At 60.9% G+C, this 20,164-nt stretch carries 23 protein-coding genes and 1 riboswitch; of the genes, 15 read left to right on the top strand and 8 right to left on the bottom strand.

The window, feature by feature from the left end; translation table 11 throughout:
• Positions 1–76 precede the first annotated feature (76 nt).
• Entirely contained in the window at positions 77–1,471 is a 1,395-nt protein-coding gene (locus OC445_RS18215) for an aldehyde dehydrogenase family protein (RefSeq protein WP_054921650.1), read from the top strand.
• 18 nt (positions 1,472–1,489) lie between these two features.
• Here OC445_RS18215 and OC445_RS18210 read toward each other — a convergent pair whose 3' ends face one another.
• Positions 1,490–1,795: a protealysin inhibitor emfourin gene (locus OC445_RS18210; RefSeq protein ID WP_034126226.1), complete on the bottom strand. Its 306-nt coding sequence runs from the start codon at positions 1,793–1,795 to the stop codon at positions 1,490–1,492.
• A gap of 29 nt (positions 1,796–1,824) precedes the next feature.
• Entirely contained in the window at positions 1,825–2,886 is a 1,062-nt protein-coding gene (locus tag OC445_RS18205; protein ID WP_054898578.1) for a M4 family metallopeptidase, read from the bottom strand.
• 136 nt (positions 2,887–3,022) lie between these two features.
• Between OC445_RS18205 and OC445_RS18200 the strand changes: the two genes are divergently transcribed.
• From OC445_RS18200 to OC445_RS18185, 4 genes are all read left to right on the top strand, one after another.
• Entirely contained in the window at positions 3,023–3,952 is a 930-nt protein-coding gene (locus OC445_RS18200) for a DNA/RNA non-specific endonuclease (protein ID WP_057977602.1), read from the top strand.
• Between the two features lie 119 nt (positions 3,953–4,071).
• A riboswitch (cobalamin riboswitch) is annotated at positions 4,072–4,265 on the top strand.
• Positions 4,266–4,379: 114 nt separating this feature from the next.
• A complete protein-coding gene (locus OC445_RS18195) occupies positions 4,380–5,390 on the top strand; it encodes an ABC transporter substrate-binding protein (RefSeq protein ID WP_198790780.1) in 1,011 nt (336 codons plus the stop codon).
• A complete protein-coding gene (locus OC445_RS18190; RefSeq protein WP_198790781.1) occupies positions 5,387–6,391 on the top strand; it encodes a FecCD family ABC transporter permease in 1,005 nt (334 codons plus the stop codon). Before OC445_RS18195 ends, OC445_RS18190 begins: the two co-directional genes overlap by 4 nt.
• Positions 6,388–7,152 (top strand): ABC transporter ATP-binding protein, encoded by a 765-nt coding sequence (locus OC445_RS18185; RefSeq protein WP_054898581.1) that lies wholly within the window; start codon positions 6,388–6,390, stop codon positions 7,150–7,152. The genes OC445_RS18190 and OC445_RS18185 overlap by 4 nt, the downstream gene beginning before the upstream one ends.
• Before the next feature lie 97 nt (positions 7,153–7,249).
• Here OC445_RS18185 and OC445_RS18180 read toward each other — a convergent pair whose 3' ends face one another.
• From OC445_RS18180 to tspO, 3 genes are read right to left on the bottom strand one after another with little or no spacing between them, the layout of a single operon-like run.
• Positions 7,250–7,741, bottom strand: coding sequence for a GNAT family N-acetyltransferase (locus OC445_RS18180; RefSeq protein ID WP_198790782.1), 492 nt, complete (start codon positions 7,739–7,741; stop codon positions 7,250–7,252).
• Complete coding sequence (locus OC445_RS18175) at positions 7,731–8,660, bottom strand: alpha/beta hydrolase (RefSeq protein ID WP_057977598.1); 930 nt, start codon at positions 8,658–8,660, stop codon at positions 7,731–7,733. The genes OC445_RS18180 and OC445_RS18175 overlap by 11 nt, the downstream gene beginning before the upstream one ends.
• A complete protein-coding gene (gene tspO, locus OC445_RS18170) occupies positions 8,660–9,100 on the bottom strand; it encodes a tryptophan-rich sensory protein TspO (protein ID WP_054898584.1) in 441 nt (146 codons plus the stop codon). Before tspO ends, OC445_RS18175 begins: the two co-directional genes overlap by 1 nt.
• Positions 9,101–9,264: 164 nt before the next feature.
• Between tspO and chrA the strand changes: the two genes are divergently transcribed.
• On the top strand, positions 9,265–10,461 hold the full coding sequence (gene chrA, locus OC445_RS18165) for a chromate efflux transporter (RefSeq protein WP_198790783.1): 1,197 nt from the start codon (positions 9,265–9,267) through the stop codon (positions 10,459–10,461).
• A 105-nt stretch (positions 10,462–10,566) separates the two neighbouring features.
• Here chrA and OC445_RS18160 read toward each other — a convergent pair whose 3' ends face one another.
• On the bottom strand, positions 10,567–11,130 hold the full coding sequence (locus OC445_RS18160) for a nucleotidyltransferase family protein (RefSeq protein ID WP_198790784.1): 564 nt from the start codon (positions 11,128–11,130) through the stop codon (positions 10,567–10,569).
• Between the two features lie 487 nt (positions 11,131–11,617).
• Here OC445_RS18160 and OC445_RS18155 point away from each other — a divergent pair, with 487 nt between their 5' ends.
• The 9 genes from OC445_RS18155 (at position 11,618) to OC445_RS18115 (ending at position 18,651) form a co-directional block, all read left to right on the top strand.
• A complete protein-coding gene (locus OC445_RS18155) occupies positions 11,618–12,319 on the top strand; it encodes a LuxR family transcriptional regulator (RefSeq protein ID WP_230960017.1) in 702 nt (233 codons plus the stop codon).
• A gap of 159 nt (positions 12,320–12,478) precedes the next feature.
• Positions 12,479–13,054: an acyl-homoserine-lactone synthase gene (locus tag OC445_RS18150; RefSeq protein ID WP_034126215.1), complete on the top strand. Its 576-nt coding sequence runs from the start codon at positions 12,479–12,481 to the stop codon at positions 13,052–13,054.
• A 139-nt stretch (positions 13,055–13,193) separates the two neighbouring features.
• Complete coding sequence (locus OC445_RS18145) at positions 13,194–13,787, top strand: NAD(P)H-dependent oxidoreductase (RefSeq protein ID WP_057977592.1); 594 nt, start codon at positions 13,194–13,196, stop codon at positions 13,785–13,787.
• Between the two features lie 12 nt (positions 13,788–13,799).
• Positions 13,800–14,330 (top strand): DUF2867 domain-containing protein, encoded by a 531-nt coding sequence (locus OC445_RS18140; protein ID WP_197901060.1) that lies wholly within the window; start codon positions 13,800–13,802, stop codon positions 14,328–14,330.
• Complete coding sequence (locus OC445_RS18135) at positions 14,327–15,526, top strand: AfsA-related hotdog domain-containing protein (protein ID WP_198790785.1); 1,200 nt, start codon at positions 14,327–14,329, stop codon at positions 15,524–15,526. Before OC445_RS18140 ends, OC445_RS18135 begins: the two co-directional genes overlap by 4 nt.
• Before the next feature lie 13 nt (positions 15,527–15,539).
• Positions 15,540–16,685, top strand: a complete 1,146-nt coding sequence (locus OC445_RS18130; protein ID WP_034126213.1) for an NADPH dehydrogenase — start codon at positions 15,540–15,542, stop codon at positions 16,683–16,685.
• Position 16,686: 1 nt separating this feature from the next.
• Positions 16,687–17,457 carry an SDR family NAD(P)-dependent oxidoreductase gene (locus tag OC445_RS18125; protein ID WP_034126212.1) on the top strand — a complete coding sequence of 257 codons (771 nt, stop codon included), beginning with the start codon at positions 16,687–16,689 and terminating at the stop codon, positions 17,455–17,457.
• A gap of 8 nt (positions 17,458–17,465) precedes the next feature.
• A complete protein-coding gene (locus OC445_RS18120; RefSeq protein ID WP_198790786.1) occupies positions 17,466–18,233 on the top strand; it encodes an SDR family NAD(P)-dependent oxidoreductase in 768 nt (255 codons plus the stop codon).
• The gene (locus tag OC445_RS18115) at positions 18,214–18,651 is read left to right on the top strand and encodes a hypothetical protein (protein WP_054921632.1); all 438 of its coding nucleotides are present in this window, start codon (positions 18,214–18,216) and stop codon (positions 18,649–18,651) included. The genes OC445_RS18120 and OC445_RS18115 overlap by 20 nt, the downstream gene beginning before the upstream one ends.
• A 216-nt stretch (positions 18,652–18,867) precedes the next feature.
• On the opposite strand, the gene OC445_RS18110 is transcribed toward OC445_RS18115, so the two are convergent.
• The gene (locus tag OC445_RS18110) at positions 18,868–19,389 is read right to left on the bottom strand and encodes a DUF2846 domain-containing protein (protein WP_198790787.1); all 522 of its coding nucleotides are present in this window, start codon (positions 19,387–19,389) and stop codon (positions 18,868–18,870) included.
• A 63-nt stretch (positions 19,390–19,452) separates the two neighbouring features.
• Entirely contained in the window at positions 19,453–19,926 is a 474-nt protein-coding gene (locus OC445_RS18105) for a hypothetical protein (RefSeq protein ID WP_262020240.1), read from the bottom strand.
• Positions 19,927–20,164 lie beyond the last annotated feature (238 nt).

Below are 20,164 nucleotides of genomic sequence, written 5' to 3'. Positions count from 1 at the left end.
TTATTATTATTCAGTTTCCAGAAAACATACAGCCCCGTACGCTGGTCCCATTCCACTCATTCAGCCGGACGGTGCCATGAACAATGTTATCTCCCACCAGACCCACGCCCTGTCGATCAACCCCGCCAACGGCGAAACAGTCGGCAGCTACCCCTACGAAAGCGCAGAACAACTGAACGCCGCCCTCGCCCGCTCGACCGATGCCTTCCGCACCTGGCGCCGCACGCCTGTGAGCCAGCGCGCCGAATACCTGCTGGCCCTGGCTGCCGCCCTGCGTGAGCAAGCTGAAGACATGGCGCAAATGATCACCCTGGAAATGGGCAAACCCATCGCCCAGGCCCGGGCCGAAATCGAAAAATGCGCGCAACTGAGCGAATGGTACGCCGCCCACGGCCCGGCCATGCTCGCCCCGGAGCCCACGCTGGTGGACAATGGCAGCGCCCGGATCGAATACCGCCCACTGGGCCCGATCCTCGCGGTAATGCCGTGGAATTTCCCGGTGTGGCAAGTGCTGCGCGGCGCGGTGCCGACCCTGCTCGCCGGCAACACCTATGTGCTCAAACACGCGCCAAACGTGATGGGCAGCGCCTATCTGATCCAGCAAGCGCTGCGTAAAGCCGGTTTCGCTGAAGGCGTGTTCGAAGTGATCAACGTCACCCAGGAGGGCGTGTCCGCTGCCATCGCCGACCCACGCATCGCCGCTGTGACCCTCACCGGCAGCGTGCGCGCAGGCATCGCCATCGGCTCACAGGCCGGGGCCGCATTGAAGAAATGCGTGCTGGAACTGGGTGGCTCCGACCCGTTTATCGTGCTCAACGACGCCGACCTCGACGCCGCCGTGCAAGCCGCGGTCATCGGCCGCTTCCAGAACAGCGGCCAGGTCTGCGCCGCCGCCAAGCGCTTGATCATCGAAGCGGGCGTGGTTGAAGCCTTCACCGCCAAATTCCTTGAAGCCAGCCGCGCCCTGGTGATGGGCGAGCCCACCGCGGACGCCACCTATATCGGCCCCATGGCGCGCTTTGATCTGCGTGACGAACTGCACGGCCAGGTCCAGGCGACCCTGGAAGAAGGCGCCACGCTGCTGCTGGGCGGCCATAAAGTCGCGGGCGCGGGCAATTACTATGAACCGACCATCCTGGCCGACGTCACCGACCACATGACGTCGTTCAAACAGGAACTGTTCGGCCCCGTGGCATCGATCATCACAGCCCGCGACGCCGAGCACGCCGTGGCGCTGGCCAATGACAGCGAGTTTGGCCTGACCGCGAGCATCTTCACGGCCGATTCCGCAAAGGCGCGGGCGATTGCCGATCAGTTGGAAACCGGCGGGGTCTTTGTCAACGCGTTCAGCGTCTCAGACCCGCGGGTGGCATTTGGCGGCGTGAAGAAAAGCGGGTTCGGCCGCGAGCTGTCGCACTTCGGTGTGCGCGAGTTCTGCAATGCGCAGACGGTGTGGCTGGATCGTAAGTAGCCTGCCAGCATTGGCGCTTCAACAATTAATGTGCCGTCGCACGCACTGCACCAAACCGTCCAGTGCCGGGGGATTCACCGGCGCGAGTACACAGACTGTGTGCTCGCGCTCGCCCTCCGCTACTGTCAGGGTGTAATGCACTCGGCCTGGGTTGCCAGGCTCGGGATCGGTGCTTTGCGGCAACTGGAAAAAATCGCACGCTTCAATCAGTTGCCGCAACTCCTGCTGGTCGGGCTCGGGCAACGCGTCCAACTCTACCGTGCGCGGCTTGGCCAACCCCGGAAAAAACGCCGGTCCGCCGCTTTCCTTGATTGAAATTCGCATGGCTGTTCCTCGCCGCGCAGGCGGCTTCGTCAAACGTTTATACCTACCGCTTTCCAGCCTTCCTTGACTGCCTTGTGCTCAGCTTTGTTCACACCATAAAGCTGACCGGCAATATCGTGGGTAATGCGCGCAAAACGCAAAAACCCGGAATTGGGCCGCAGCCGCGAATCGCGCAGTGCGTCATACCAGATACGCCCGGCACGCTCCCAGGCGAACCCGCCAATCCGGGTGGCCACCTGATAGAACGCGTGGTTGGGAATGCCGGAATTGATATGCACCCCGCCATTGTCCTCGTAAGTTTGCACAAAATCATCCATGTGCCCAGGCTGTGGGTCTTTGCCCAGCAGCTTGTCATCAAACGCAGTGCCTGGCGCCTTCATCGAGCGCAGCGCCGTGCCCTTGATCTTTTTGGTAAACAGCCCCTTGCCGATCAACCAGTCGGCGTCCTCGGCCGTTTGCTTCAGCGCGTACTGCTTGATCAACGAGCCAAACACATCCGACAACGACTCGTTCAGCGCACCGGATTGATTGAAATACATCAGCTTGGCTTCATCCTCGGTCACGCCATGGGCCAACTCATGGCCAATAACGTCGAGTGCCACGGTAAAGCGGTTGAACAACTGCTGGTCGCCATCGCCGAACACCATCTGGGTTGAGTTCCAGAAGGCATTGTTGTAGTCCTGGCCGAAGTGCACCGTGGCGTCCAGCGCCATGCCCGCATCGTCGATGGAATTGCGATCGAATACCTGGTCAAAAAAATCGAAGGTTGCGCCCAGGCCGTCATAGGCTTCGTCTACTGCGGCATCGCCACTGGCGGGCTGCCCTTCACCGCGAATCAGCTTGCCGGGCAGGCTGTCGGTGTTTTCGGCGCTGTAGATCGAGCGTTGCTTCTCGGCGCCCACGGCCAGTGCCATGCGGGCCGGGCCCTTGGCGGGTACCGCGACCATGCGCAACGAGCGGAACGTGCTGTCCTTGGCACGCGTGCGTAATGCGACTTCCCGTTGGGCTTTGTCGCCGTGGCGGGCGATCTGGTCAAGCATGTACGGTGGGATCAGGCAAAAAATCGGGTTGCGCGGTTGGCGAACACACATGAGCTGGCTCCTTTTTGGCGTGTGATGAACGTCCGGGTAACGGTTTTCAGGATAGTCCTGAGTTCGCCACCTGGGCCAAATTGTCATGGTTTTGTGTTTCAGTGGTGTTTATCCCAGGCCCATAAGGAACATGCCCATGCCCGCCCGCGCAGCCAACATCGACCTTTCCCACCGCCCAAGGCTTGCCGACCTGCGCCCATTGGTCGCGGCCAGCCCCACCCTGCTGGAAGCCAGAGCCGCGACGCCGCGCGTCACCGCGGCCAAGGACCTCAAAAACCGCGCTGGCTATGCCGACGACTTCCTCAGCGACTTCGTGGTGCCATGGCCCACGGTTGACCAGCCACTGGCGGGCGATGTGCAACCCAAGCGCCTGGACTACACGCACTTCTCCATCACAATGTCACGCGCTCGACGACTGGCGCTGTACGTGGGGGTGAATATCGATGGCGCCAAGCATGTGGACATCACGCGCAGCAACGACACCTGGGCCTACGATGGTCGCCTGCCCCTGGAGGCGCAGGTAGGTGAAGACCTTTATGCCGGCAATGGCCTGGACCGCGGCCACCTGGTGCGGCGCCAGGACCCCAACTGGGGCGATGAGGCCAACACCGCCAACTTCGACACCTTTCACTTCACCAACTGCTCGCCACAGATGAGCGGCTTCAACCAGAAGACCTGGCTGGAGCTCGAAGACTACATTCTCGACAACACCCAGCGCTGGAAAGCCCGAGCCACGGTGTTTACCGGGCCAGTGTTCGCCGATGACGACCGACTGTACCGTGGCGTGAAAATCCCCAAGGCGTTCTGGAAAGTAGTGGCCTACCTCAGCGACGATGGCAAGCCGTCCGCCAGCGCCTACATGATTGACCAGAGCCGCGAACTGGGCCAACTCGACCTGGTATTCGGCCCGCTTCGAACCTACCAGCGCAGTGTGATTGCGATCGAACAATTGACCGGTATCCGCTTCGCCAACCTGGCCGACTACGACGGCTTCAGCAACGAAGAGCGCGCCACAGGCACCCGGATCGAAGCGCTGATCCGTGGCCCCCAGGATATTCGGCTCTGACGCTTCTTTTGTAGGAGCGAGCTTGCTCGCGAAGCACCTGAGAACGCCGCGGCGCATCAGGATCCCCGCGTTATCGTTAGCGACCTTCGCGAGCAAGCTCGCTCCTACAGGGGGTGATCGCTTACCATACCGCCGCCGGTTCCCGTATGGGACTAACAGGGAATTCGAAACGCCGCACGCGACGTGAAACGAAACTGCCCCCGCAACTGTAGATGCCGAGCCTGCCCTTGAATGCCACTGGACCACGTCCGGGAAGGCGGGGCATGGCGACGACGCATCAGTCAGGAGACCTGCCGGCCCAGCTAACTCACTAACCGGCGGGGTGTCCGGGAAGGACATCCTGGCCCTGCGCATCAGCAGCCTCCATGGGCGTATTTCCGAGCCGTACCTCCCCTGCTGCACCTACGGCTCACAAGGAGATCGCCTCATGCTGCCACGCGTTACCGCCCTGATCGCAGGCTTGGGTATGTGTGCCCTGGCGCAAGCCGCGCCCACTCAGTACCCGCTGACCCTGCAAAACTGCGGCAGCACCCTGACCTTCCAGCACGCCCCCGCCCGCAGCGTCACCATCGGCCAGGCCGCCACCGAGATGCTGTATGCCCTGGGCGTGGGCGACAAGGTGGTCGGCACTTCGCTGTGGTTCAACAACGTGGCGGCGCAGTACAAGGCCCAGGACGATCGCATCGAGCGCCTGGCCAACAACGAGCCCAGCTTCGAAGCCGTACTCGCCAAGCGCCCGCAACTGGTGGCCGCCGAGCTGGAATGGGTGGTGGCCCCCCAAGGCGTGGTCGGTACCCGTGAGCAGTTTCATGAACTGAAGATCCCCACCTACCTGTTGCCGTCCGATTGCGAAGGCAAGGACAACCTGGTCGGCGCCGACGGCACGCGATTGGAGCCCTTTCGCATCGAGACGATCTACCAGAGCCTCCAGCAACTGGCGCAGATTTTCGACGTGCAGGATCGCGGCCAACAACTGACCGACGAACTCAAGGCGCGCCTGGCCAAGTCCGTCGCCACGGCCCAGGGCAAGGGCTTGCAGCAAGCCAGCGCACTGGTGTGGTTTTCCAGCGCCGAAATGGCCAGCGACCCTTACGTAGCCGGCCACAAAGGCGTGCCGCAATTCATGCTGCAAACCCTTGGCTTGCGTAACGTGGTGCAGTCCGATGAGGAGTGGCCTGCCGTCGGCTGGGAAACCATCGCCAAGGCCAATCCCACCTTCCTGGTGATCGCACGCATGGATCGCCGTCGCTACCCGGCCGACGACCATGAAAAGAAACTCGCCTTTCTGCGCAGCGACCCCGTGACCCGCAACATGAACGCGGTGAAGAACAACCGCATCATCATCCTCGACGCTCTGGCCTTGCAGGCGAGCCTGCGCACCTTCGAGGGCCTTGAACAACTGGCGGCCGCCATTGACGGCTACCACCTGGGCCAATGATGCGCACCCTACTCGCCCTGGCGCTGCTGTTGCTCGCCCTGCTCGCTGGCGTCGCCATCGGTGAAACCGCCATCGAACCGCAGGTGGTGCTGCAGGTGCTCGCCAATAAACTCTGGGGCGCCGGCTACGTACTGGACCCCATCGACGAAGGCGTGGTGTGGAACTACCGCCTCACCCGTGCTTTGGTGGCCGCAGCTTGCGGCGCAGGGTTGGCGACGTGCGGCGTGATCCTGCAATCGCTGCTGCGTAACCCGCTGGCCGACCCGTACCTGCTGGGCATCAGCGCCGGCGCGTCAACCGGCGCGGTACTCGTGGCCTTGATCGGCGTGGGCGGTGGCCTGGTGTCGTTGTCGGCGGGCGCGTTTGTGGGGGCGATGGCGGCCTTTGCGCTGGTGACGCTGCTCGCACGAGCCAGCGGATCGTCCAGCGGCACCGGGCAGATTATCCTCGCGGGCATCGCCGGTTCACAGTTGTTCAATGCCCTGACCGCGTTCCTGATCACCAAGTCGGCCAGCTCCGAACAAGCCCGCGGCATTATGTTCTGGCTGCTGGGCAACCTCAGCGGCGTGCGCTGGCCGTCGGTGTGGTTGGCGGTGCCGGTGGCGGTCGTGGGGCTCGCGGTGTGCCTGTGGCACCGGCGTGCACTGGATGCGTTCACCTTCGGCAGCGACTCGGCAGCCTCCCTCGGCATCCCGGTGCGCCGCGTGCAATTTGTGCTGGTGGCCTGCGCCGCGTTGGTGACGGCGGTGATGGTGTCTATCGTCGGCTCCATCGGGTTTGTCGGCCTGGTGATTCCCCATGCGGTGCGCCTGTTGCTTGGCACCGTGCATTCGCGTTTGCTGCCAGCCAGTGCCTTGGGTGGCGCGCTGTTTTTGATCGCTGCAGACGTGCTGTCGCGCACCTTGATCAAGGGCCAGGTGATTCCGGTGGGTGTGGTCACCGCATTGGTGGGCGCGCCGGTGTTTGCGCTGATCCTGATCGGCCGGAGGAATGCCCGATGAGCGTACTCAGTTGCCGCGGCCTGGGCTTCAAAGTGCGTGACGCGCAGTTGCTGCGTGACATTGACCTCGACGTGCAGTTGGGTGAAACCCTCGGTATCGTCGGACCCAATGGTTCAGGCAAATCCACCCTGCTCAAATTGCTGGCCGGATTACGTGTGCCGGCCAGCGGCGAAGTTCGCCTGGGTGGCAAGCGGCTCGGTGAGTTGTCGCGCCGCACCATCGCGCAGCAATTGGCGGTTGTGGAGCAACAGGCCGACACCGACGACGCCATCCGCGTGTTCGACGCCGTGGCCCTGGGCCGCACACCGTGGCTGTCGGCATTGAGCCCGTGGTCGCGTGAGGACGACGCCATCGTGCACCAGGCCCTGCATGACGTAGACGCCACCCACCTGAGCCAACGCGCCTGGCGCAGCCTCTCGGGTGGCGAACGCCAGCGCGTGCACATCGCCCGCGCCCTGGCGCAACGCCCGCAGATTTTGTTGCTGGATGAGCCGACCAATCACCTGGATATCCAGCATCAACTGGCGATCCTCAAAGGTGTGCAAGGCTTGCCGGTGACCACCTTGATTGCCCTGCATGATCTGAATCAGGCGTTAACCTGTGATCGCCTGGCCGTGCTGGATCGCGGGCAACTGGTGGCACTGGGCGCGCCGCTGGAGGTGCTGACGCCGCAGCGTTTGCAAGAGACCTTCGGGGTGCAGGGGCATTACCTGACAGACCCGTTCGACGGCGCGCAAATCCTGCGCCTGCGCTCCAACTGACCTGTAGGAGCGAGCTTGCTCGCGAAAAACTTCCAGGCGCCGCTTTCATTCAGAAAACACGCGTTATCGTTGACGTTTTTCGCGAGCAAGCTCGCTCCTACAGAAGTTGGTGCATGTGGGTGGTTTGCCATATCGGGTCGGCCTCGACATCCACCACCTCAAACCCCTGCCTGCGCCAGAAATCAATCGCACCGGGCAGAAACGGATGGGTGTGCAGGTACATCACCTCTACGCCATCGGCCCGCGCCAGCGCTTGCAGCGAGCGGTATAACCGGCCCGCCAGGCCCAAGCGTCGCACAGCCGGGAGCACATACAGGCGCACCACTTCCACCGTCTTTCGCCCGTGGTAGTTCAACTGCGGGAAGCGGCCGTCGTAGGGCCGATAAGCCACCGAGGCAACGATCCGGCCTTCGGCACGAGCAATCAAAAACCGCCCGCCGCCCTCAAGGTAGATGGCTTCAAACTGCGCCAGATCGTGGGGGACACCGGTGGCACTGAGCGTGGGAAACAGTTCATCACGCGCCTGCAAAGCAAAGCTCAGCACCTCGGGAATGTCAGCGGCCTGCACCGCCTCGATACTAACGCTCATCGCCAAGGATCCGGCCCGTTATCCACTGGCGAGCGTAAGCCAACACGCGATCGGCCATCGCCACCGGAAAGTGAATAAACCCATGGGCCGCTTCCGGCAGCAAATGAGCCTCCACCGTTGGCCATCGCTCGGCAATCAGCAGGGTGTCATCCTTGAGCGGGTCCAGTTCTCCCACGAACATCAACGCTGGCGGCAGCCCCTCAAAGTCCCCATACAAGGGCGACAATGGTGGCTGTCGGCGCGTCTCGTCGCTGATCCCCGGCGTCAGCAGGCGCAGCGCCTGAACCATGCCCGGCCCGTCCAGCAACAAGGTGTCCGGCCCGGCCGTGCGCACGCTGGGGGTGCCGGTCAAATCGTAGACGCCGTAATACAACACCGCGCCGCTTACCCGCTGGAGCAACTCGGGCCATTGCTTGAGCGCCAACAAAGTGGCCGCCGCCAGGTGCCCGCCGGCCGATTCACCGACAAAAAACACCGGCAGGCCGGCAAACTCCGGGCAGTCCGCCAACAGCCAGCGCGCAGCCGTCAGGCAGTCATCCAGCAGCCCTTCGATCGGCGTATCCACCGCCAGCCGATAATCCACCGACACCACCGCCACGTCGCACGCGTTGACCATGCCAAGGTTAAGGTCGTCATCCATTTGCGCATTACCGATCACCCAGCCACCGCCGTGGATATCCAGCACCACGCCTCTTGGCGGGCCAGCGGGCCGCAGGATGCGCAAGGGGATCGCCCCGAGCATTTTGCGTTCCGCCAGGGGCGCCTTCTTGAAGGTCTGGCTGGCACGCAGCAGCGCCTGGATCAGACGCGGCATCACGCGGTTGCGGACCTTGAAGCGCGGCATCCACGCCAGTTTGCGATTGAAGCGGCGCATCTGGGCCAGCTCGGGCTCGCTGGCAGGCCAATGCTGGTAAGCCATCAGCGATTATTACGCAGGATCGAGAAGTTCAACGCCGCGGCCACGCACAGCCATGCCAGATACGGGAACAGAATCAGGCCGGTGATCAAATCCAGACGCACGGCCAGCACCACCATCGCTGCCACGGTGAGCCACAAGAGCACGATAATTACCATCCCGGCGAACAAGCGATGGGCACCAAAGAACACCGGCGTCCACAGGGTATTCAACGCAATCTGCGCCGCCCACAGGGCCAACACCATTTCGCTGCCGGGGATCAGGGTCAAGCGGTAACCGGCCCAGGCCAACAGCAGGTAGATGATCGTCCATGCCACCGGGAACAGCCAATTAGGCGGGGTGAAGCTGGGCTTGACCAGGGATTCGTACCAGGCGCCGGGTTTGAAGATCACGCCAGTGCTGGCGGCGGCGCCGCAGGCGAGCAGGAAGATGAAAAAGATCATGGTCGGTCCTTGAGGTCCAGTGGATGGAAAACAGTACACTGCTTTTAAGTGACTCGAACAACCGCGGATAAATTCAATGGGGGCGGCAAAATACCCGCGCTTCTACGCGTCATGAAAATTGGTTATGGTCGGCAACATCCAGCACCGTTGCCCGAGACATCCCCTTGCCCCAGCTTGCCGATCACCGCAGCCGCCCCTGGTCAGTGTTCCTGATCTTCCTGCGCCTGGGCCTCACCTCCTTCGGCGGGCCGATTGCGCACCTGGGTTATTTTCGCCAAGAGTTCGTCACCCGCCGCCGCTGGCTCAGCGAGCGCAGCTATGCCGAACTGGTCGCGCTGTGCCAGTTCCTCCCAGGCCCGGCCAGCAGCCAGGTCGGTATCGCGTTGGGCCTGTCCCGCGCAGGTTACCGGGGCGCGGCGGCAGCCTGGGCCGGGTTCACCTTGCCGTCGGCCATCGCCCTGATCCTGTTTGCCCTGGGGCTGGCCCACTACGGCAGCGCCCTGCCCCCTGGCGCGCTGCACGGCCTCAAGGTGGTCGCCGTAGCCGTGGTGGCCCAGGCCGTGTGGGGCATGGCGCGCAACCTGTGCCGAGGCGTTTTACGGGTGGCGTTGATGTTGATCGCCGCCTGCGTGGTGGTGCTGCAACCCTCCGCCTGGGCTCAGGTCGGGGTCATGGTGGTTGCAGGCGTGGCTGGCCTGCTGTTGTTCAAGCCCGAGAGCAGTGCCGAGCCCGACGCCCTGCCCATCGCCATCAGCCGCCGCGCCGGAGCCCTGTGGTTGATGCTGTTTTTGTTGTTGCTGGTGGGTTTGCCACTCCTCGCCACATGGGCGCTCAACCCCACACTGGCGCTGGTGGACGCCTTCTACCGCACCGGTGCGCTGGTATTCGGCGGCGGCCACGTGGTGCTGCCGTTGCTGCAAGCCGAAGTGGTGCCCAGCCAATGGGTAAGCAATGACGTCTTCCTCGCCGGTTACGGCGCCACCCAAGCCGTGCCCGGCCCGCTGTTCACCTTCGCCGCCTTCCTCGGCGCCTCGATGACCCACGCCCCGAGCGGTTGGCTTGGCGGAGTGATCGCACTGCTGGCGATCTTCGCCCCGTCGTTCCTGCTGATCTTCGGCGCCTTGCCCTTCTGGGCCAACCTGCGCAGAAGCCCACGTACCCAGGCCGCACTCGCCGGGGTGAACTCGGCAGTGGTTGGCCTGTTATTGGCGGCGCTGTACCAGCCGGTGTGGACCAGCGCGATCTTCAACGGCTATGACGTGGCGTTGGCGCTACTCGCACTGGTCGCGCTGATGGTGTGGAAGCTGCCGCCATGGCTGGTGGTGATAGGTTGCGGCCTACTCGGCACGGCACTTTTGTAGGAGCGAGCTTGCTCGCGAAAAACTCACAGGCACCGCGTTTAATCTGAAGGCACGCGTTATCGTTAACGATTTTCGCGAGCAAGCTCGCTCCTACAGCATTGGGGCTCAGCCCGGCTCGACTATCTTGAGCCACGGCCAACGCGCCTGATAACTCCTGGCCTTGTGCAAAAACAGCTCCGGCTCCGGATGCAAAGGGTTGATACGCAACACCCCCTGCTCCACATCTTCCAATCCATAAGGCGCATACACCTCACCGCAAGCGATATCCAGCGCAATGCACGTGCCCGCCACCAGGTAACGGTCAACCCCCTGCCGAGCCGAATGCAACTGCGGGTAAGGCCGGCCAAACCGCTGACCATACCAAAGGTGCACCCGCGCCTGATTCCTGACCTCCACACTCACCCCCAGGTCTTGGAACAGCCCCTGCGCCGCACGAATTACCGCGTCTTCCGCCTCGTAGGACAGGTCCTCGTCAAAGTAAAAAACGTCGTAATCCTTCACGCCCTGAGCCGCCGGCAGATTCGCCTGATGGTTCCACACCGCCTGGAACAAACAGCCCGCCGTGAGCATGCACTGCTGCACACCCAGATCCGGCAAGCGCGCGGTGAGTTGCGCATTGATAGGGTTGGCCATGGCCAATTCGAGCAGGGTGTCGACCGTCAATGTCATGTTCAGTCCTCCATAATCTGGCGCAACAATACCACCCCAACATGTCACTTCTGTAGGCGCGGGCTTTTAACACCGAAACGAATCAGAAGTTTGACGAAATCACCTCGCGCCCTGCGCACAACTCGGCGCGAAGCCGAACAAATGAAACCAACATGAAGAATGCCCCCACTTGCTTGTAAAGCAACTTTACGCAGCACTACCCTTACACGCCCTACCTCAGCTGCCCCCGCTGAAATTGATCAGGACACCGGCTAAATGGAGTTCGCCCCTTGCACGCCCCACCGCTCACTCTTAAAGGTGCGTATCGCGATACCTGCAACGCCTTCTCGCGCCAAAAGTATGAAGGCCGAGAGCGCTGCATAAATGTGTCTAACTTTAACGCCGAGCATCTAAACCCACACCGTTGATGACACCGGCGTAGTGCCGTCATCGTTTTCGGCGCAGATAGAGCGTAAAGGTCAATTCAAGGAGAATGACAGTGAAGTGGATGGATGATGTGCTGGACACGATCGACAATGCCCGAACCGAAGCTGAATTGTTGGCTCGGATCGTCAGCACGGCAAAACACCTGGGGTTCGACTATTGCGCCTATGGAATCCGAATCCCTATCCCCGTCACCCGCCCTAAAATCGTGATGAGCAATAATTTTTTGCCTTCATGGCGACAACGCTACGCCCACTGCAAATACATCGCCGTGGACCCGACGGTACAGCACTGCACGAAATCGACGATACCGATTGTCTGGGACGAGCAAATGACCCGGCAAAACCCGCAGATGTGGGAAGAAGCCCGTGGCGCCGGGCTGGCCCATGGTTGGGCGCAATCCTGCCTAGACGGCCGCGGCAGCGGCGGCATGCTGACACTGGCGCGCTCCAATGACCCTATTACGGCCCAAGAGCTTGCCGCCAATCAAAAATACATGCGGTTTTTGGTGCATGTCGCTCATCAGGGGTTCTTGCGCGTGCTGACGCCGCACTGGCAGTTACCGCAGGAAAAAACCCTGTCGCAGCGTGAATGTGAAGTGCTCAAGTGGGCAGCCGACGGCAAGACCGCCCACGAGATCGGTTTGATCCTCTCGCTATCGCGGGAAACCATCAAATTTCACCTGCGCAATGCAGGCTCGAAACTGGGCGTGCATAACTGCACCGCTACCGTCGTGCGCGCCACTTCACTGGGCTTGCTTGTCTGACACATACCTGATTGGCGCACCCCTGATGCGTTAATGCCGCTCAGTGTGAACAACAACAATAATACGCGCACCCTCACGACACACCTGCCCAAAAGAGCAGTACCTAAGTGTTCGATTATTCTGCCGAATGGCCCCTCGATTTTTTGCCGAGGGTTCCTCATGTATATAACCACGGGTACGCGCCTGACATTACCGACCGAACTGTGGCAGGCCCTGTTGCTGTATCGCTATCGCGTATTTGTCGAAAAACTTGGGTGGCATCTGGACTGTGCGGTCGGTGAGGAACTGGACCAATTTGACCGCGACGACACGGTGTACGTAATCGCCCGTCAAGGCCCGCACATCGTCGGTGTGGCGCGGCTGCTGCCCACGCACAAGCCCTATCTGCTCAAGGAAGTGTTCCCCCAGGTGCTGGGTGGCCAGGCACTCCCTCATTCTGCGCACATCTGGGAAATTTCCCGGTTTGCCGCCGTCGACCTGCAACAACAGACCTTCACGGGCCACTCCCTGTCATCGCCCAACGCCGTGGCGCTGCTGCATGAAGTGCTCAAGGTCGCCGCTTGCCACAAGGTTCGCCAATTGATCACGGTATCGCCGCCGGGAATTACCCGCTTGTTGCGCAACGCGGGTTTCGACGCTCATTGCGAGGGCAAGCTGACCGTGATCGACGGGCACAAGATCATGGCCAACTGGATCAGTGTGCCGCCCTGCCTGGCTGATCGAGAAGTGGCCTGAAGCAGCGCAAATGGCCTGCCGCTGCGGGCAAGTCGGCCGAGCCGACTCCCCAAAAGGTTAGGTTACAACCTCAGGCGCCTGCTCTTAAATAACGCTGCATCGGCATTCCAACCGACTATAAATGGGACACACGATCTACATGAAAAAAGTCATTGTCATTTCTGGCCATCCTGATCTTTCGGTTTCCCGCGTCAATACCGCGATCATGGGCAAGATCAGCCAGCGTGGCGTCAAGGTCCATAGTCTGGCCAGCGCGGTGACGCCCACCGGGTTCGATATGGGTGCAGAGCAGGCATTGCTCAATGCCCATGACCGCATCGTGTTGCTGTTTCCGTTGTACTGGTATTCCTGCCCGGCAATCATGAAACAGTGGATCGATGAAGTCTTCACCCCCGGCTATGCCTACGCACGCGGCGGCGACAAGCTCAAAGACAAGGAATTCATGATCATCACCACGGTGGGTGCGCCCTCCTCCGGCTACCGCGCTGGCGGGTTCAACCGTTACACCCTGGATGAATTGCTCAGGCCGTTGCAGCAGACGGTGGCGTACGTCAAAGGCATCTACCTGCCTGTGGTCGGGATTTACGAATCGGTGTTCATCGATGACGAATCAATCGACGTCACCGCTCGGAATGTCGCCGCACAAGTGATTGAGGACCAGGCCAGCGCCGACCAACTCTACGAGAACATGCTGTTGCAGGCCGAGCAGGCACAAATCGCGCTGCTGCAATAAGGTGCCTCACGCATGAAGACGTCAAATAACCAGATCCCACCGTGCGCCAGCCTGGTGGCCGCGCGCAACGAGCTGGGTTTTCTGCACTCTGCCAGCGCACTCATCGACACCCAAGCCACGCCACTGGAACTGTACTGCCAGATGACTGCCGCGACGCCCGCCTGGCTCAAAGGCGCGTTCAGGTTGCGCGACAGCATCTCACAGCACTTTCACGTCGAGCGGATCGGCGGGTTCTCGGGTGTCACACCCCAGTGCGCCCCGGTGGTCGGCGAAAAGCTCGATTTCTTCACCATCGAAGCCATCAGCGCACAGAAGCTGGTACTGACCTCACGCGATACCCACCTGGCGGTCATGGTCTCGATCGATACACCTCTCACGCAACCGCGCTGCCTGCATATCACCACCTCCGTCAAGACCTACAACACGTTCGGCCGCCTGTACATGCTGCCGGTGGCGCCGGTGCATGGGCTCATCATCAAGCGTTTGCTGTCCCGTCTCCCCCTACATTCCACAACTCGCTCACTTGGAGATCGCAACTCATGAACAGCGCAGACTCAATTGACCCTCATCTGTTGCACAAAGACACACCCAGGGATGTATTGATCGGTCGACCCAGGCTGATTCTGCCCAGCTTTCTCAGTGCTTCGATCGGTGCCGACATACTGGCTGGCAACCCCCCGGATCAGGACCTGTTCAAACAGCTATACCGTGCCCAAGACGGCCGGTATGTGCTGCGCCATCTGCCCCTGACCCTCAGTGCGGAACAGGCCGGCACACTCTCCACCTTCGAGATCCGCCTGGCTGACTTCTATACCGAGTGCGACGACCACTTCATCCTCACGGCTGAATTCATCCCACACCAGGCCCAACGCTACCTGGCCCAGCATTTTCAGGGCGGTGATGCCCACATACCGCCCGACCAGGTAATGCGCATGATCGAATGCCTTGAGTCGCTCGCGCAGTGGGACAAGGCCAGGCAGGGCTCTTACCTGTTGATCAACGACACCAAGAATTACTACTTCTACAACAAGCAGCACGAACATGTGCCGGGCCTGATGTTGATCGAAGTGGCCAGGCAAGCCATGTACCACTACGTCTACAACTACTTGGGCCATCAGCGCGGTGCGGTTTCCATTTCCATCGAAGACTTGCGCATTTCCTTCAACGCCTACACCGAATCGGCTTACGAGGTCGAAGTCGTGGTGCAACAGACCCACGGCCTGAAGCGATCGCAACCCAAGTCCATCGACAAGTGCGCAAACTTCTATCAGAACGGCCGGCTGGTATCGCGTCTCTGGCTGCAAGGCGCAGTGATCAAGTTACCGCTGTTCAAACGCATGCGTTCGTTGAACTACCCTCAGGATCACTGGTTCACCCCTTCAGATCGCTTGCCCAAGAACATCCTCGTGCATCACGCCGACAGTGCGCTGCAAGCCAGGCTGAGCCTGCTCTCGGTACTGGGCGTGCTGGTGACTCACCAGGCCGAGGGCATCAATTGGAGCACGGTCACGACCGTATCGCTGTATATCGAAGGGGGTGGCTTCCTTAGCCTGCCCGTTGCTTCGACTTGCTCCACCGGCGAACCCGACCAGCGCGTGCTGGTGTTCGACAAGCTATCCAAGAGCCAGGCCAGCGAACTGCGTGAAACGATCAAGTGCCACTGCTTCTTTGCCGGGCAGATGCAATGGAATGCTGGCTCCTCACCTGACCCTCTGGCCCCCGAGCAAATCGTGGCATGAGGATCCTGCGCCCATGAGCTATGAGTTATCACAACGCCCACTGATGATCGGTCAGGGCGTTTCGCTGAAAAACCGCGTGTACTTCGCGCCGATGGGCATCGACCTGGCCACCTCGGACGGTTCGCTGTCCGAGGAAATGCTCAGTTTCTATCACCATGTGATCGACGGTGGCTGCGCCATGGTGGTGCTGGGCAACTCCTCCATAGCGCCCTCCACGCGTCTGCATGCGCGTGGCCTGTGCCTGCACAGCCATGCCAACGTGGAAAAGCTCGCGCCGCTGGTGGAGTACGGTCGCCAGCGGGACTGTCCAGTGGTAGTGCAACTTCAGCATTACGGCGCCCAAGGTGGCACACAGATCAGCGGCCAACCGCTGCTTTGCCCGAGCCGCAGTGCGTTATCCGGCAGCCGTGGTGCCGAGGCATTGGAGATGAGTGTCGAGGACATCGACGCCGTTTGCGATCAGTTTGCTCAAGCGGCTCTGCGAGCCAGACAGGCCGGCGCCAGGATGGTCCAGCTTCAGGCCTCCAACGGCTACCTGCTGAGCAGTTTTCTATCGCCCTGGACCAACCATCGCCATGACGCTTACGGCGGCAGCCCGCTCAAGCGAGCGCGGTTTCTGTTGGAAGTCATCGACCGCATTCACAGGGTTACCGCAGGAGAGCTGGAGGTTTCCGTGCGCCTGGGCATTGATGATTGCGTAGGCGCCAACGGGCAGCAACCGGAACTGCTCCAGGATGTGGTGGCGGCCCTGGAAAACGCGGGGACCTCGGCAATCATGTGCTCGATCACCATCAAGGAAACCTTCCGCTACATGCTGTCTGCCCATCCGAGCATTCAGCAACAGTTCGTCGAAGGGGTACGCCTGATCAAGTCATTCACCTCGCTGCCGGTCGGCTATGCCGGTTTCATTGGCTCCCTGCAGGAAGCAGAAAATCAACTGCGGCTGGGTCACTGTGACCTGATCGGTATGAGCCGAGCCCTCTTCGCCGATAACGACCTGATCAGCAAGTCGCTCGCCGGCCATGAAGACAAGGTTCAGCAATGCCGGTTTGACGGTAACTGCTTTCGGGACAAGAGCAACCCGCAACTCGACCGGGTGTATTGCTGCGTGAATGAGCACTACAAGCGTCCCGCTCACATCCACTACGGAAATCAATAACATGGAATTTCAAGACAAGAACATCGTCATTACCGGCGGTGCCAGCGGCATCGGCCTGGCGGTGGCAAAACAACTGGCCAAAGCGGGCGCACGCCTGTTCCTGATGAGCAGGAACCAGCAAAAGGCCGACGCCGCTCTAGAGATACTGGGGGCTTCGGCGCAGTTCATCTTTTGCGATGTGGCGTCGCACACGTCGGTAGCCGCGGCATTCGCGACGGTGGATGGCGAGGTGGATCAGTTGCACTTTGCAATCAACAACGCCGGCATTACCGCCCCCTACGCACCGATCGCGACCAGCGCACCGCAGGATTGGGACAGGGTCATCCACACCAACCTGAACGGCCCCTTTTACTGCCTGCAAAAAGAACTGGAACTGATCAGCCAGTACCCCGATGGAGCGATCGTCAATGTGTCTTCGTGCGCGGGCGTGATGCCTATGGCCAATCAGGCCGCCTACGTCGCCAGCAAGACCGCGCTCAATGCCTTGACGCAGGTCGCCGCCATGGAGAATGCCTGCGACAGCGAATCCGGTTTTGCCGTACGCGTCAACGCTGTAGCGCCCGGGCCGACACTGGGCGGTATGAACTCTGCGGAACGGCTGGCGGCCCATCCGGAAAACACCCAGCGCAAACGTGACGTGACCGCCATGAAACGCTTTGCCCATCCAGAGGAAATCGCCGACGCGATCGTGTTTTTGTTGAGCCGCAGATCCAGCTACATCACCGGCTCGGTGCTCAGTGCCGATGGCGGCTATCACATCGGCAAATTCTAGGGGCAATCATGGCTAGCATATTGATCACCGGTGTGAGCACCGGTATCGGCAACGCTCTGGCGCGTTATCACTTGGCCAGGGGCGACGAGGTGCTCGCGGTATCACGCAATCCTGCGGCCAACATCCCGTCACAGGAGCGCTTTCACTTCCTCAGGTGCGATTTGACCGATATCGACCGCGCCCCGGCAATCTTGCAGGCGTTGCTGTCGCGCTCCCCTGCTCCGGTAGACACCGTCTACCTGAATGCGGGTCGGTTCGGCAGCCCTCCACAACTGGCCACGCAAACCTCGATGCAGGAGTTCAACAGCGTCCTGGCACTTAACCTGGGCGCGGTAAAAATGGTCCTGGATATCCTGTTGAGTACGACGCAGCCTCCCAGCACCGTGGTGTTTTCATCATCGATTTCGGCCGTGCGCCAACGTGCCGGGATGCTCTCATATTCGGTTTCCAAGGCGGCGTTGAACGCTCTGGCAAAGATCTATCACCTGGAAAACCCACACACATTCTTTGCCGTGCTGGGGCTCTGCAACGTCCAGACGGCGGTGGCGAAGACCATCATGGCGGCGGATGAACGCTTCAGTGATCTTGTCGCACTCCGCCAACGGGCGGCAGTGCCCGGCTACATCGTCGACGCAGAATCCCGCGCTGCGCATATCGTTCAGGTCTTGGCCGAGCGCCATCATCTTGGACTGAAATCGGGTGAGTTCCAGGAAATCCGCGACTTGTTGACCCAGCCACTCCAGGAGGAGACCCGCAATGACCCAATCCACCCATGAAAAAATCGTACGTGTCGGCGCTGCATACGACATTCTCGCGATGGCTCCCTTCGCCTTGCCGATCGTGTCCGTCTGGGCCTATGCACTGATCCAATGGGTTGATTTGCAACTGGGCTTCGACAGCCACTTCTCGGCGCTCGACCCCACCGCCATGTTCCTGCTCAACATCGGCGCCTGGGCATACCTTGTGTGGGGCGTTGTACGTTGGCGAGCCCCTACCCGCGAACATGCCCGTCTCAGCGCCCTGCTACGCGTGATCGTAGTGGTAGTGCAGGGAGTGGCCGTCAGCAGTGGCGCTTCACCTTTCCTGCTGGTGCTGGGTGCCGTTCAATTGTTGCTGGCAGTGCTTGAGTTTTCGCATAGATTATTTGAGCGTAGCGGTGCCCCATCCAGCCGAGAAGAGGCACGCGCTTACTGATGCCTCCGGGGGCCAACCTGGCGCTTGATGGAGGCCCCGCCTTCATCTCCTCGACATCGCCCCCGGACCATCACCCACTGAGCGTTCCTGCTTACCCCAGCTTTAGTCGGATATTTCTGGGGGTTCAAGCGCGCCGGCTAACAACCCCACAGTGCCGCGGTAGTGTGGGGTTGTTCTCTGTCGGCAAGTTGGCTTGGGATGATGTTGGACGCGTGGTTACCGTGCGGTTGCCGGCAGCTCCTGGCACCACTTGATAGAACGCAGCGCTTCCTCGGCAGGCACAAGCGCGTAGCGCGAGTAAAACATTGTTCCGCTGAAACGACGGCCGTCGACTTCACCCAAGGTCTGCCCATCCTTGTAGTCAGAAGTGCTGAGTTGATCAGCGATGTAATACACCTTGCCATTCTCGACGGTGATATCGAAACGCTGGTTAACCATACCGCTGATGATCGGTGGCGAGGTGGAGGCGACGCTGTGCTTGCCGGCGGGAATGCCGGCCTTGAAAAAACTACCGGAAGGCAAGCTGCCGATGGTGCGGCCATCGACCTGAATAGTCGGGGCGACCCCGCTACCGATGCTCGCCGTCGTGCGATAAAAGTAAACCGTGGCCTCATCCGCACGAGGTTCCGCCGGTGACGTGAAGAACGGTTGGCCTTTGAGGTCCGGACCGCTGATGCAACCGGTCAGTGAGACCAGGCCTGCGAACAGGCCGACCCAGAGTAGCGTAGAGCGCTTCATGCATGAATTCCTTGAACGTGGATCAATGGGCGTCGGGGTCGATGAGTGTCACCGTTACCGGACTCAGATCGTGCACAGCCCTTTACCGAAGTCAGTGGCATCAGAACTCGGCCAAGGCGCAAAACCACTCTTCGGTGTCAGATTCACGATGTTCCGGTCCTTGAGCATCGGGTACTTGCGCTTGAGCGCCTGCACCGTGTCCTCGGCATTGTTGACGTTGGACAGGCAAAAGCGCAGGGCATCGACGCGCAGATCGCCGATATAGAGAGTTTCCCCGGCCTTCACCGAGAAAACCGCAGGCACCGGGCGCGGCATCGACTTACCCGCGTAATACACGTAATGCCACTGCGTGTACTCATACTCACCCGGCGGCACTTCATACATGAAGTAATGGCCCAGCACAGAGGGGGATGGCTGATCATCTTCATTGCCCAGCGTCGTCAGCCGTATTGCGGTGCCGGGGGCTCCCTGTTGCTTGATCTCAACCACCAGCCCATGGGGCTGCATCATCGGAAAGCTCTCACCAACCGAACCCACGATGATCGCCTTACTCGGGTCCGGTGCGTGCTTGCCGTCGTAGCGTGACGTAGCGCACCCGGATAGAAGCGTCGCGCAAAGTGCGACTGCGGCCCAGACAAGATGTTTACTGCTGACTTTCCCTAGCATTGGTTTTTTTTCCGATCAGTAATCTTGCAGTTCGTAGAGCCCAGCCGAGCGAACCAAACGTTCGCACATCTGGTGCTTCGTTGCTGGCTCGTCGGCCTCTATTGTCCAG

The organism is Pseudomonas sp. Pse35, assembly GCF_024519715.1.
In the GTDB taxonomy this organism is placed as follows: domain Bacteria; phylum Pseudomonadota; class Gammaproteobacteria; order Pseudomonadales; family Pseudomonadaceae; genus Aquipseudomonas; species Aquipseudomonas paracarnis.
This window is presented reverse-complemented; position numbering and strand designations above follow the sequence as displayed.